The sequence below is a fragment of the Yersinia sp. 2540 StPb PI genome (assembly GCF_052217165.1).
Taxonomy (GTDB): Bacteria; Pseudomonadota; Gammaproteobacteria; order Enterobacterales; family Enterobacteriaceae; genus Yersinia; species Yersinia enterocolitica_E.
Genome location: NZ_JAZGQC010000001.1, coordinates 1,178,055 through 1,191,032, shown reverse-complemented (window position 1 = coordinate 1,191,032; position 12,978 = coordinate 1,178,055). Strand labels below are relative to the sequence as shown.

Here is a 12,978-nt window from a genome sequence, read left to right as displayed (position 1 = left end):
GGTTACTGATGTGCCCCCCGTTAATGGCTTTGAGCGCGCCACGCATCAACAGCACTGATAACTTCGCTCACCGGAATGGCGTTCAAATACCGATCGGTAGTGTCAGTATCTATCTCATTAGGGTGTGGCAACGTGCGGTAATGCCCGGCCCATAACAGCGTGTGAGGAGCCTGCCACGGATGCCATTGGTTAAGATTACTGGGGCCAAAGAGGACCACTGCGGGTGTTTGTAAGGCTGCGGCCATATGCATTGCCACGGAATCTACGCCAATAAAGAGCTTAGCGTTATCAATAAATACTGCCAGTTCCGGTAGCGCCAGCAGGCCAGACAAATTAACCACCTTCTCGGGTTGTGTGCATCCGGCAATGATCTCAGCAATATAATCCAATTCAGCCTGATCTTTGCCGCCGGTAAGTAGAATGGTTTCACCTTGCTCAGTGAGATGATTTACCAGTTGGCTAAATGATTCACTGGCCCATGTTTTGAACTTCCAGCGAGCAGAAGGTTGGATCAATATATAGTCATTGATATGGCGTTGTTGGCACAATTTCTGTACCCGTTCAACATCGTGCACACCATAAGACATGGTAACATCAGTAATAATATCCGTCAGTTGTAGTGGTGCGAGAATATCCAGATTATTGAGTACGGTATGCCTTTTGGCCGCATTGGGGATATCAACCAATGTAGAATGACAATAGCGCCATAGCCAGGTATCGCGTTTGGGATAATGAAAACCAATACTGAAGCCAGGTTTTAATAAACGACAATACGCTGCGGCTCGCCATTGATCGGATAAATTGAGAATCAGATCATAATGGTGTTCTTTCAATGCATTAAACAGCGCTTTTTCGCCACTGATTTGGGCCTTTAGACCCGCATGCTTGAGGCCACGGTCAACAATAAATGCATGATTGACCGTTTTGTTCTCCCGCAGCATATCTTGCGTTCCGCCATACAGCAGCACGTCGATTTTTGCTTGTGGGTAGTTGGCTTTTAAGGTACTCAGTAGTGGCGTAGTGAGTAAAACATCGCCGAAATGGCGTAATTTAATCACTAAAATACGCTGAACGTTACTTTTGTCCCGCAGTGTATCTGGCAGGTTAAATGCTCGCTGTTGGGCGGTAGCAACAAGAGCAGAAGGTTGCCCGGCAGGTGATTCTGTCTTATTTGATGTATTCATCATAGGATGCGCCATCATCGGCAACGAAGGGGGGCAATAATGCTATCCAAGTGTTTGCTGCATGGCAATTCTTTTATATCCGTCATACTGCAAGCTGCATGTGCGTTGGCGGCCCTCGCTCACCCCAGTCACTTACTTGAAATATCTTTCTTACTTAACTCTATAAAGCCACGAATGATTGTAATGATCATTCTGCCCCGAAACTCAAGCTGGCAAGTAAGATAATTATCAGAAGAAATTGGCGTTATCGGCGCAAGCAGATTGAGTGTGGACAGCGCACAGCCAATGGAGCGTACACGCAGTACGTGACGGCGGCGAGCACTGCCCCGAAGCTCAAGCTGGCAAGTAAGATAGCCAATTTTAGAGGCCAGGCGCTTTCCATAGGGAAGTCGTCAACCCGCTATCCACCAGCGACAACTGATCGGTATATACTGCTTGCCAGTTTACTTTTGCGGCTTGATACAGTGCCTGATGCTCGGTGTTCGGGGTGTATTCCCGCTCCCAGCGCACTAGCCGCTCACCGGTTTTATCTAGCGTGTCATACAGCCCGACCCCCACACCCGCGGCGATAGCACAACCGAGAGCCGTGGCTTCTTTGACAACTGGTACTCGGACAGGAACCCCGGTCACATCGGCCAAAATCTGGCTCCACAGTTTCCCTTTTGAACCTCCGCCTGCAAATACCACTGAGGCTGCTTTGACGCCGGAGAACTCAGCAATTTGCGCTAAGTTACAGGCCGAGACTATCGCGGCATTCTCTTCCAGAGCACGGAACAGGGTAGCTTTGTTGCATTTTTCTGGATCAAGTGAAAGGTTAATAAAGGAAGGTGCGGCGTGATACCAGGATTTGAAGCGCATTACATCGGAGAAAATCGGCATGATGCCGTATGCCCCTGCCGGTACGCGGGCGGCCATATCCTCCAATAAACTGTAGGTATCGATACCCAGCCGCTGCGCCAGTAATTTCTCTTCGGCGCAAAATGCATCACGGAACCAGCGCATGGTCAGGCCGGTAAAGAAACTGATGGATTCAGCCTGTACCATACCGGGAATAACATGAGGGTTAATACGCGTATTCATATTCGGATCGGTAATCGGCTTAGGCAAATTAACCACCTGCTGCCAGAAGGTGCCGCCCAATACTGCGGTCTGACCCGGTTGAACGACCCCCAACCCCAAACAACCTAATTGTACATCACCACCGCCCATCACCACTGGCGTTCCCACCAACAGACCACTCTCTTCTGCGGCTTGTGCTGTGACATGGCCTAGCAGTGTTCCGGTTTCTTTGACCGGCGATAAAATATCGGCACGTAGTCCAGCCATCTCCAGCAAGCTCGGTTGCCAGTTACGGGTGACTAAATCCAGCATGCCGGTGGTTCCTGCATTCGAAGGATCAACCGCCAGTTCGCCACTGAGCATATTGGCTAGCCAGTCGCTTATCATGGTTAATGTACCCGCCTGGCGATAGATATCCGGGCGGTAATGCGCCAGCCACAGTAACCGAGGCATAGCACTCAGTGCCAGAGTTTGGCCTGAACATTGATAAACCTCGAATTCAAACCCATCATTATGCAGCTCTTTAAGCTCACTGACTTCACGGCTGGCACGGGCATCCACATTGGCACACGCCCAAATAGGTTTGCCACTGCGATCATAAAGCACAATGCCTTCGCGCATTGAGCAGGCAGCCACGGCGCGAATAGCACTCGCCGGTAGCTTAGCCTGATGCAATGCTTGGCGGATACACTGGCAGGCCAACTTCCAGTTAGTCGCTAAATCAAACTCCATCGACCCTGGGACATCAGGTACTGGCAAATGTAGCCACTCAGCCTGTCCGGCCGCTATCTGATTACCGTTAAGATCAAATATGACAGCCCGGACACTGCCGGTGCCGGCATCCAGCGCCATCAGGTATTCAGCCGATGTGGTCGTAGAGAATTGACTCATTACGCTATCCTCTGTTTTATATGAATTTATGAATAAACCTGTCCTCTACTGCTTTTTTCTCAAAAGAATAACCAAAACTATTGGCGTAATTCTTGAACCCCTGCGCAAGCCTAAGCTGGCAAGTAAAATAACCAATTAAATCAATTTGATGATTGATCTTGCTGTCAGCTCATCCGTCACTAATGCATTCACGTATTTTCCGCGCAGTGCAGCCACAATCGCTTCTGATTTTTCAATGCCACCGGCGACACCAATCACTGTCGGGATGTTGGTCAGATCTGCCAGTGAGACGCCAATCAGCTCCTGGTGAATCTGCATATCCGGCACCAATGCGCCATCGGCTTGCATAAAGTAGCCAAGGATATCGCCGACCGCCCCCTTGCGACTGAACATCAGTTGTTCGCCTTCACCGATATAGCCGGAGCGTAAAATGGTGGCCTCTTTTTGCTGATTGACCGAACCGATACCCACCACGGCAACATCAGCCGCTCGGGCGGCTAGCATCACATCGCGCACACTGTTTTCCTGACGGAATGTTTCCGCCACTGTGGCACTGGAAGCACGCAACGGCGCAGGAATAATGCTGACCTGACAAGCGGCATCCAACTGGCCAATACCGGTCATATAAGAGCCAACCCCACCGGAAAGCGTCACCAGTCTGACCTGCTGCGAAGCGATAAAACCGCTTAAATGCTGTAAGGCACACATGGTGGTTTCACCAAAGCCGACTGCCAGTAGTTGTTGTGGTTGTATCAATGCCATCAATAAATGTGCAGCGCCAATCCCCAACCGGCTACTGATACTGAGATCAGCCAGAGAAGGCAGAATGCGGATATGCTTGAGGCCGAAATGCTGTTGCAAGGTGTTTTCCAGTTCCAGACAACCCTCATAGCGCGAATTAATCTGTACCCGAATAACCCCAGACTGGCGGCCTTTCTCCAGCAATCTGGAGACCTTCAGCCGGGTTAACCCCAACAGTTCGCCAATATCCCCTTGTGTTAAGCCATCGTGATAATAAAACCACGCAATGCGAGCGAGCAGTTCCTCTTCACTCATGCTATTACCCGGATATTTGTATTCATCGTTAGACGACATGGGTTTTTCTTTTGTTACTGATTTTTCTTTCATCATTAGCCGTGATCCCTATTGCCGCTTTCTCATTCTTCATTGATTCATCATCGATCAAAAATCCACGGTCTGATAAATGCTATACCCAAGAGATTTCAAGATGCAGGGAGGCGGCAAGCGCTGGCCCGTAGGGTGAGCCTCTGATGAGGTTCATCATCCCGATGAGCTTACATAAGTAAGTAATTCGGGCGATTGGGCACAGCCAACACACCTACAACTTGAAAGATGACGGGTATAAATCTCAGTTGATAACTACGCTAACAGCTTAGGCAATACATTTGAACATATTTTAATTTAAATTTTTTTATTCACGTAAATGTGATCTTGATTACGCCACAAATGGGATTATGCAGCTATCTTTTTTGAACACTTTTAAATTTAAAATATTTTTGTTCATAAACAGGAGCCACTGATGCCGCACACCAATCCGCCACCGCTGCTCCAGGTTCGTGGTATCAGCAAGCAGTTTTCCGGCGTAGTGGTATTGAAGAGTATCGACTTTACTCTGCAACCAGGACAGGTACATGCCCTGTTGGGAGGAAATGGCGCGGGGAAATCGACGTTGATGAAGATCATCGCCGGCGTGCTGCCACCAGACAGCGGTACCATCGAGATCAATGGGCAACCCTGCCTTAACCTTACCCCAGCAAAAGCACATCAACTCGGTATCTATTTGGTCCCCCAAGAACCGATGCTATTTGCCAATCTGTCGGTACAAGAAAATATTCTGTTTCGTTTGCCCAAACATCAGGCTGACAAGAAGAAGATGGCGCAATTACTCAAAAACCTGGGTTGCCATTTGGATCTGTCAGTCAGCGCCGGTTCACTGGATGTAGCAGATCAACAGTTAGTAGAAATTATGCGCGGCCTGATGCGTGACTCACGTATTTTGATCCTTGATGAGCCAACAGCGTCACTAACACCGGCGGAAACCAATCGTCTATTTAGCCAAATCAAAATGTTATTGCAGCAAGGTGTCGGAGTGGTATTTATCTCCCACAAATTGCCTGAAATTCGTCAACTGGCAGATTGGGTCAGTGTCATGCGTGATGGTGGCATCGCTCTCAGTGGCGCCACCACTGATTTCTCCATCGATACGATTATTCAGGCTATTAAGCCACAGACCAAAAACAGCGAATTATCTGATACCCAGAAGCTATGGCTGGAGCTGCCCGGTAACCGCCGCTCTCAAGCGCGTGCTCAGTCCAATCAACCGGTGATAGAAGTTGCCGATCTGAGTGGTGAAGGTTTTGCCCATATCTCTTTTGAGGTGCATGCCGGTGAAATCCTGGGATTAGCGGGGGTGGTTGGTGCGGGCAGAACAGAACTCGCGGAAACACTCTATGGTTTACGACCCGCCAGCGGTGGCCACGTCAGGCTGGAAGGGATTGATATCACATTGATGAAAACCGTCAATCGTCTGGCAACCGGGTTGGTTTATCTGCCGGAAGACCGTCAAGCCTCCGGCCTCTATCTGGATGCTCCGCTCAGTTGGAATGTCTGCTCGCTCACCCAGGGTAATCAGGGGTTATGGACACATCCGGCACAGGAAGCCGCCATTCTGGAACGCTATCGGCGGGCACTAAATATTAAGTTCAGTCACCTCGAGCAACCCGTGCGCACCTTGTCCGGTGGCAATCAACAAAAGCTGTTGATTGCGAAATGCCTTGAGGCCAATCCGTTGCTACTGATTATTGATGAGCCTACTCGTGGCGTAGATGTATCAGCGCGCAGCGATATTTATCAATTGATCCGCAGTATTGCCTCTCAGCATGTGGCGATCATTTTTATCTCGTCAGATCTGGAAGAAGTCGTGCAGATGGCTTCCCGGGTGTTGGTCATGCATCAGGGTGAAATCAGTGGCGCAGTCAGTGGGGCGGAAATGAATGTCGATACCATTATGCATCTGGCCTTTGGTGAACATAATACCGATGCGCGCCAATCTGCTGAAAGCGAGGGCGCATCATGTTGAAATTTATTCAAAGCTATCAATTTATTCAAAGCAATCGCGAAGGTACCGCGCTGTTGGCAATTTTGGCTTTATTTGCCTTGCTTGGTGTGATCGACAGTAATTACTTCACCTTGCAAACCTTCACCATGATTTTCAGCAGCGCACAGATCCTGATCCTGTTAGCCATCGGCGCCACCATGGTGATGCTAACCCGCAATATCGATGTGTCCGTCGGCTCCATTACCGGCTTATGTGCCGTCACTGTGGGTATGGCGCTCAATGCGGGTTTCGGGCTGGCAATCTCCTGCCTGTTTGCTCTGCTGGTCGGCATGGTGACGGGCTTCTTTAATGGCATTTTGGTTACCTGGCTGCGCATCCCGGCGATTGTCGCCACCCTGGGTACGCTGGGGTTGTATCGCGGCCTGATGCTATTGATAACCGGCGGGAAATGGATAGAAGGGCTGCCGGCAGACTTGAAAAGTTTATCCACCCCGATTCTGTTTTCTATCTCTCCTATCGGCTGGCTAATTATGCTGCTGATTGTAGCTATGGCCTTGTTGCTAGGTAAAACCGCCTTTGGCCGCAGTTTCTATGCTACCGGCGATAACTTGCAGGGTGCACGCCAACTGGGGATCCGCACCGACAGTATTCGTATTTTTGCCTTCTCAATGAATGGGGTGATGGCCGCGCTGGCGGGGATTGTCTTCGCCTCCCAAATTGGCTTTATCCCTAATCAGACGGGCAGTGGGTTAGAGATGAAAGCCATCGCCGCCTGTGTTCTCGGTGGGATCAGCCTGCTCGGTGGTACCGGCACCATTCTCGGGGCCATTCTGGGGGCTTACCTATTAACACAAATCGACAGCGTGCTGGTGCTACTGCGCCTGCCTGCGTGGTGGAATGACTTTATTGCCGGTTTGGTGCTGCTGGGTGTACTGGTGTTCGATGGCCGCCTGCGCTGTGCCATTGAGCGCAATATCCGCCGGCAGAAATATGCTCGCTTTAATGCTCGCCCGGCAGTTTCTGGTAAGTCGACAACTTCGGATAAGAAGAAAAACGTTATACCCAATAGATTTCATGATGCAGGAAGGCGGCAAACGAGAGAATCCCGATGAGCTTACAGTGGTAAGTGATTCGGGTAAACGAAGCAGGTAACACACCTGCAATTTGAAAGATGAAGGGTATAAAAAGAGGTAGCGCGATGAATATTTATCGCCGTTATGGATGGGAACTGGCCTTGGTTGCACTGTTAGTGCTGGAAATCCTGCTGTTTGGTTTATCGAATTCTCGCATGCTGGATATCAACGTACTGCTGTTCAGTACCAGTGATTTCATCTGCATCGGCATTGTAGCTTTGCCGCTGACCATGGTGATTGTCAGTGGCGGAATTGACATCTCATTCGGTTCAACTATCGGATTGTGCTCCATATTCCTAGGCGTGATGTTTCAAGCTGGCGTCCCCATGAGTGTCGCGATCCCGCTGACACTGGTGGTTGGTGCGTTATGCGGTTTGATTAATGCCGGGCTGATTCTGTATACCGGCGTCAACCCGTTGGTCATAACTCTAGGCACCATGTACCTGTTCGGCGGCAGCGCCTTGCTGTTGTCCGGCATTTCCGGCGCGACCGGCTATGAGGGCATTGGCGGCTTCCCAACAGCCTTTACCGATTTTGCCAACCAAACGTTGTTCGGCCTGCCCGTCCCACTGGTTATCTTTATGGTCTGCGTGCTGCTGTTCTGGCTACTGATGCACCGCACCCATAGCGGCCGCAACGTATTTCTTATCGGGCAAAACAGTCGGGTGGCCCGTTACAGCGCCCTGCCCGTCGCGCGTACCTTATGCATCCTGTATGCCCTGACGGGGGTGGCGTCTGCGATTGCCGCGGTCCTATTGGTCTCTTATTTCGGTTCGGCACGCTCTGATTTGGGGGCTTCGTTCCTGATGCCAGCCATCACCGCAGTGGTACTGGGGGGCGCTAACATCTACGGCGGCTCTGGCTCCATCCTCGGGACGGCACTGGCGGTATTACTGGTGGGTTACTTACAGCAAGGTTTGCAAATGATTGGCACACCAAACCAGATATCGAGTGCGTTGTCCGGTGCATTGCTGATTCTGGTGGTGGTTGGGCGCTCTATCAGCCTGCACCGACATCTGATTCATGAATGGCTGCAACGTCGTCGCAGCAGACACACCCTAAGTTAATACCTGTTTTCTTTTGTAGTGAAATTGCCAACACCTCTACCCCTAGCTTCTTCGGAGATAGCAATGAAAACACAAAGATTAAAAAAGCTGGCACTGGTTTGTGCCCTTGGATTTGCCTGTATCACTACTGCTCAAGCGGCAGAACGCATCGCATTTATCCCGAAACTGGTCGGGGTCGGCTTCTTCACCAGCGGCGGTAAAGGTGCCGTTGATGCCGGTAAAGAGCTGGGTGTGGATGTGACCTACGATGGCCCGACAGAACCGAGTGTTTCCGGCCAGGTTCAGTTAATCAATAACTTCGTCAATCAGGGTTACAACGCCATTGTGGTTTCGGCAGTCTCACCGGATGGACTGTGCCCAGCGTTAAAACGCGCGATGCAACGGGGTGTCAAAATCTTGACCTGGGACTCTGATACCAAACCAGAATGTCGCTCGGTTTACATCAACCAAGGTACCCCGAATCAATTGGGTTCGATGCTGGTCGATATGGCCGCGAATCAAGTGAGAAAAGATAAAGCCAAGGTCGCCTTCTTCTATTCCAGCCCGACGGTTACCGATCAGAACCAATGGGTCAATGAAGCGAAGAAAAAAATCCAACAAGATCACCCCGGTTGGGAAGTGGTTACCACCCAGTTCGGCTATAACGATGCCACAAAATCACTGCAAACCGCAGAGGGCATCTTAAAAGCTTATAGCGATCTGGATGCCATTATTGCCCCAGATGCCAACGCCCTGCCCGCTGCGGCGCAAGCAGCAGAAAACCTGAAACGCGACAACGTGGCGATCGTCGGCTTCAGTACTCCAAACGTGATGCGCCCTTATGTTCAGCGCGGCACGGTCAAGGAATTCGGTCTGTGGGATGTGGTTAATCAAGGCAAGATTTCAGTTTATGTCGCCAATGAAATGCTGAAAAAAGGCGACCTGAATGTCGGCGATAAAATTGATATCCCGAACATTGGTGTGGTTGAAGTGGCACCGAATAGCATTCAGGGCTATGACCATGAGGCCAAAGGCAGCGGCATTGTGTTACTGCCACAGCGGGTCATTTTCACTAAAGAAAACATCGACAAATACGATTTTTAATCTCGGCGGCCCGTCCACCGGCGGGCCGGAACAGGACTAAGGGAGTAATAACAGATGGCTGATTTAGACGATATTAAAGACGGTAAAGATTTCGGTATTGGCGTACCGCAGATAAATCCTGCCTTTACACTGAAAGGCTCAGGTTCACTGGATTGGGGGATGCAATCCCGGCTGGCGCGAATTTTCAATCCGAAAACCAATCGCACGGTAATGCTGGCATTTGATCACGGTTATTTTCAGGGGCCGACCACTGGCCTGGAGCGGATTGATATCAATATCGCCCCGCTGTTTGAATATGCCGACGTCCTAATGTGTACCCGTGGCATTTTGCGCAGTATCGTCCCCGCGTCGGCCAATCGCCCGGTAGTACTGCGCGCATCTGGTGCCAACTCGATTCTGACTGATTTATCCAACGAAGCGGTGGCGGTGGCAATGGAAGATGCATTGCGGCTCAACTCCTGCGCCGTGGCTGCACAAGTCTATATCGGCACTGAACACGAGCATCAGTCGATTAAAAATATCATTCAATTAGTTGATCAGGGAATGCGCTACGGCATGCCTACCATGGCCGTGACTGGCGTCGGTAAAGACATGGCTCGCGACCAGCGCTACTTCTCTCTGGCTACCCGAATTGCCGCTGAGATGGGCGCACAGGTGATCAAAACCTATTATGTCGACAGTGGGTTTGAACGTATCGCTGCCGGTTGTCCAGTGCCTATCGTCATTGCCGGTGGTAAGAAACTGCCAGAACGCGATGCATTGGAAATGTGCTATCAAGCCATTGATCAGGGAGCGTCAGGTGTAGATATGGGGCGCAATATCTTCCAGTCAGAAGCCCCAATTGCCATGCTGAAAGCGGTTCATGCGGTGGTACATAAAAATGAAAATGCACAAACAGCCTATAAGCTGTTCTTAGATGAAAAAGGTTGAGTGGGCATCGCTGCCAGTCAGTGACTGGTAAGCCGTGACAAGAAGGTCTTCGGTAATCAGGAGACCTTTGGTAATCAGGAGACAAATATGCACGTGACTCTCGTCGAAATTAATGTGAAAGATGACAAAGTTGAGCAGTTTATTGAGGTTTTTCGCGCCAATCATCAGGGTTCTATCCGCGAGGCGGGGAACTTGCGTTTTGATGTGCTAAGGGACGAGACGATCCCAACCCGTTTTTATATCTATGAAGCCTATACCGATGAAGCTGCGGTGGCGGCCCACAAGAAAACCCCCCATTACCTGAAGTGTGTCGAGCAACTAGAGGGATTGATGACCGGCCCACGCAAGAAAACAGTATTTATCGGCCTGATGCCTTAGCCGGCACGGGCAGCCGATTTCCTACGCTGCCCGCATGTTGGAACCACATGGCAAATTTAGCGACTGAGCCACATCACGCGCACACGCTAAAACTTATCCGCACCCATAAACCGCCTAGTAACTCACTGTGCAATAACTCTGGGCGGGTTTTATGGTAGGTCGTAATGTCTTTTACCAATGCTAACCCCAGCCCCGCCCCTTGCTGCTCACCCACATTATCCAACCGGTGGAATGGCATCAGCGCTTGCGCAGCTTCATCTTGTGCAATACCAGGGCCACTGTCTTCTATTTCTAACCAACAGCGCCCTGTGTCACCGCCTATAACCAACCGTACCGTCACCACGCCATGCTTTGGCGTGTATTTCAACGCGTTATCCAGCAGGTTATCGCACAGTTCAGTCAGCAATAAGGCATCCCCCTCGATCCAGCACTCAGACCCCCCCTCATAGCCCAGATCAATCTGCTTGCTGCGGGCTTGAGCAAGGTGTGCAAAACACGCGTCACGTAATAGTGGGCCGAGATTAACCGGTTGTAGTCTGCGCTCGTGTACTTTCATCCGTGATAATTGCAATAACCGATCCGTCAGGGAAACGGTGTGATCCAGTGTCCCGCGCATCGCCACCAGGCTTTCACGCCATTGTTGTGGGGAGTCACTGGCCAGGGCCACCGCCACCTGCGTTTTCAACACCGTTAACGGTGTACGCAATTGATGAGAGGCATCAGCACTAAAGCGCCCCTGACGTGCCACCATTTCCCGTAAACGCTCGATGTAGCGATCAAAGGCCAATAACAACGGTTCCATTTCTGACCATGGCAACACTTTGGGGAGCGGGGTCAGCTCACCGGGATCTCGACGCAGCATCAGGCCCGACAGCTTACGTAGTGGCTTGAGAATGCCTTTGAGTAAGATATACGCCATTACCAGCGTCAAGAGCACCAGCGTACCTTGGGTCAAGACTGCCGATATCATGATCTGCTGTGCCAGATCATGGCGGGATGCTAGCGTTTCAGCCACCAGCACCATCGCCATCCCCATAACACCAGACTCATTAACCGGTTGATAAAGCGCAGCCACACGTATTGGTTTGCCTCGGTACTCGGCATCATAAAAATGTACCAATGCAGGGTAGAGAAGAGATCGTGGCGTATTCAGCGGGAAAGGCGGTAAATCATTGTAGCCAGCTATACTTTTCCCCTCTGGCGTAATCACCTGATAGTAAAGCTGATCATTCATATTGCGCTCAAAACTATCGAGGACAATATAAGGGACATCAACCTCTAGCTGCCCATGACGAACAACCAACCGCTCCGCCACCGTTCGGGCAGAGGCTAATAACGTGCGGTCATAAGCTAACGTAGCCGCATTCATTGCACTGATATAATGGGTATAAATAGAGATCCCGCCCAAAATCAGTAGCGGGACACCAAAAAACAGCAGCAATTGATGAAACAGCGAACGTGGGGCTTTAAACCATCGTGGCACAGTCGTGTTAGAGCACGCCATCAGTGCATTCCAGGCTGTAACCTAAACCGCGTAAAGTCTGGATAGAGACATTACTGCCATGCAGCTTTTTACGCACCCGATGCACATACAGTTCAATACTTTCTGGATTGGCATCATCAGATAAGGTAAATACCTGCTCAAACAGTTGTTGTTTGGCAACTGGCCTACCCCGGCGATGCATCAGTGAGGTTAATACTGCCGATTCCCGCGGTGTCAGCGCCAATGGCTTATCCGCTAACAGAAAGTAACCTTCGTCGTGATAGGTCAACTCACCAAATTGCACCGCCTGCCCGGTTCCGCCGACACTACGCCGTAATAGAGCACGTATCCGCGCCTCCAGTTCATCCAGTTCATCCAGTTCAAACGGTTTCGTCAAATAGTCATCCGCCCCCAAGTTCAGTCCTTTCACCCGGTCTGCCACTTCCGTTCTGGCGGTCAACAACAGCACCGGCAGCGTTTGCCCACGCTTACGTAGCCGGGCCAGCAAATCTAACCCGTTCAAACGTGGCAACGCCACATCCAATACCACCAGCGTGTAATTTTCGTTTTGCAGCAAATGATCGGCGGCAACACCATCATTTGCCACATCCACAGCGAAGCCCGCATGAGTCAATGCTTTCTGTAACCAGTGAGATAACTCGGGGTGATCCTCTACCAACAAGAGACGCAT

The 12,978-nt window shown here is 50.6% G+C and carries 11 protein-coding genes; 6 read left to right on the top strand and 5 right to left on the bottom strand.

Annotated elements, in window-relative coordinates; genetic code table 11:
- Window positions 1–20: 20 nt before the first annotated feature.
- From rfaQ to lsrR, 3 genes are all read right to left on the bottom strand, one after another.
- Window positions 21–1,187, bottom strand: coding sequence for a putative lipopolysaccharide heptosyltransferase III (gene rfaQ / locus V1956_RS05370; RefSeq protein WP_372557915.1), 1,167 nt, complete (start codon window positions 1,185–1,187; stop codon window positions 21–23).
- A 357-nt stretch (window positions 1,188–1,544) separates the two neighbouring features.
- Window positions 1,545–3,134 carry an autoinducer-2 kinase gene (lsrK, locus tag V1956_RS05365; RefSeq protein WP_372557914.1) on the bottom strand — a complete coding sequence of 530 codons (1,590 nt, stop codon included), beginning with the start codon at window positions 3,132–3,134 and terminating at the stop codon, window positions 1,545–1,547.
- Window positions 3,135–3,269: 135 nt separating this feature from the next.
- Window positions 3,270–4,262, bottom strand: coding sequence for a transcriptional regulator LsrR (lsrR, locus tag V1956_RS05360; protein WP_372559815.1), 993 nt, complete (start codon window positions 4,260–4,262; stop codon window positions 3,270–3,272).
- A 412-nt stretch (window positions 4,263–4,674) separates the two neighbouring features.
- Between lsrR and lsrA the strand changes: the two genes are divergently transcribed.
- From lsrA to lsrG, 6 genes are all read left to right on the top strand, one after another.
- Window positions 4,675–6,234, top strand: a complete 1,560-nt coding sequence (gene lsrA / locus V1956_RS05355; RefSeq protein ID WP_372557913.1) for an autoinducer 2 ABC transporter ATP-binding protein LsrA — start codon at window positions 4,675–4,677, stop codon at window positions 6,232–6,234.
- Window positions 6,228–7,325, top strand: a complete 1,098-nt coding sequence (lsrC, locus tag V1956_RS05350; RefSeq protein WP_442824884.1) for an autoinducer 2 ABC transporter permease LsrC — start codon at window positions 6,228–6,230, stop codon at window positions 7,323–7,325. Before lsrA ends, lsrC begins: the two co-directional genes overlap by 7 nt.
- Window positions 7,326–7,411: 86 nt before the next feature.
- A complete protein-coding gene (gene lsrD / locus V1956_RS05345) occupies window positions 7,412–8,413 on the top strand; it encodes an autoinducer 2 ABC transporter permease LsrD (protein ID WP_372557911.1) in 1,002 nt (333 codons plus the stop codon).
- A 63-nt stretch (window positions 8,414–8,476) separates the two neighbouring features.
- Window positions 8,477–9,496, top strand: coding sequence for an autoinducer 2 ABC transporter substrate-binding protein LsrB (gene lsrB / locus V1956_RS05340; RefSeq protein WP_442824883.1), 1,020 nt, complete (start codon window positions 8,477–8,479; stop codon window positions 9,494–9,496).
- A 54-nt stretch (window positions 9,497–9,550) separates the two neighbouring features.
- A complete protein-coding gene (gene lsrF, locus V1956_RS05335) occupies window positions 9,551–10,426 on the top strand; it encodes a 3-hydroxy-5-phosphonooxypentane-2,4-dione thiolase (protein WP_083160768.1) in 876 nt (291 codons plus the stop codon).
- An 87-nt stretch (window positions 10,427–10,513) separates the two neighbouring features.
- Window positions 10,514–10,804: a (4S)-4-hydroxy-5-phosphonooxypentane-2,3-dione isomerase gene (gene lsrG, locus V1956_RS05330; protein WP_372557909.1), complete on the top strand. Its 291-nt coding sequence runs from the start codon at window positions 10,514–10,516 to the stop codon at window positions 10,802–10,804.
- Between the two features lie 73 nt (window positions 10,805–10,877).
- On the opposite strand, the gene V1956_RS05325 is transcribed toward lsrG, so the two are convergent.
- Complete coding sequence (locus tag V1956_RS05325) at window positions 10,878–12,308, bottom strand: sensor histidine kinase (protein ID WP_372557908.1); 1,431 nt, start codon at window positions 12,306–12,308, stop codon at window positions 10,878–10,880.
- Window positions 12,295–12,978, bottom strand: coding sequence for a transcriptional regulator TctD (gene tctD, locus V1956_RS05320; protein WP_442824882.1), 684 nt, complete (start codon window positions 12,976–12,978; stop codon window positions 12,295–12,297). Before tctD ends, V1956_RS05325 begins: the two co-directional genes overlap by 14 nt.

Excerpts from the sequence above, each read along its gene's own strand:
- tctD (WP_442824882.1), bottom strand. The coding sequence starts at position 12,978 with ATGCGTCTCTTGTTGGTAGAGGATCACCCCGAGTTATCTCACTGGTTA.
- lsrB (WP_442824883.1), top strand. The coding sequence starts at position 8,477 with ATGAAAACACAAAGATTAAAAAAGCTGGCACTGGTTTGTGCCCTTGGA.
- lsrD (WP_372557911.1), top strand. The coding sequence starts at position 7,412 with ATGAATATTTATCGCCGTTATGGATGGGAACTGGCCTTGGTTGCACTG.
- lsrK (WP_372557914.1), bottom strand. The coding sequence starts at position 3,134 with ATGAGTCAATTCTCTACGACCACATCGGCTGAATACCTGATGGCGCTG.
- rfaQ (WP_372557915.1), bottom strand. The coding sequence starts at position 1,187 with ATGATGAATACATCAAATAAGACAGAATCACCTGCCGGGCAACCTTCT.
- lsrC (WP_442824884.1), top strand. The coding sequence starts at position 6,228 with ATGTTGAAATTTATTCAAAGCTATCAATTTATTCAAAGCAATCGCGAA.
- lsrG (WP_372557909.1), top strand. The coding sequence starts at position 10,514 with ATGCACGTGACTCTCGTCGAAATTAATGTGAAAGATGACAAAGTTGAG.
- lsrF (WP_083160768.1), top strand. The coding sequence starts at position 9,551 with ATGGCTGATTTAGACGATATTAAAGACGGTAAAGATTTCGGTATTGGC.
- V1956_RS05325 (WP_372557908.1), bottom strand. The coding sequence starts at position 12,308 with ATGGCGTGCTCTAACACGACTGTGCCACGATGGTTTAAAGCCCCACGT.
- lsrA (WP_372557913.1), top strand. The coding sequence starts at position 4,675 with ATGCCGCACACCAATCCGCCACCGCTGCTCCAGGTTCGTGGTATCAGC.
- lsrR (WP_372559815.1), bottom strand. The coding sequence starts at position 4,262 with ATGAAAGAAAAATCAGTAACAAAAGAAAAACCCATGTCGTCTAACGAT.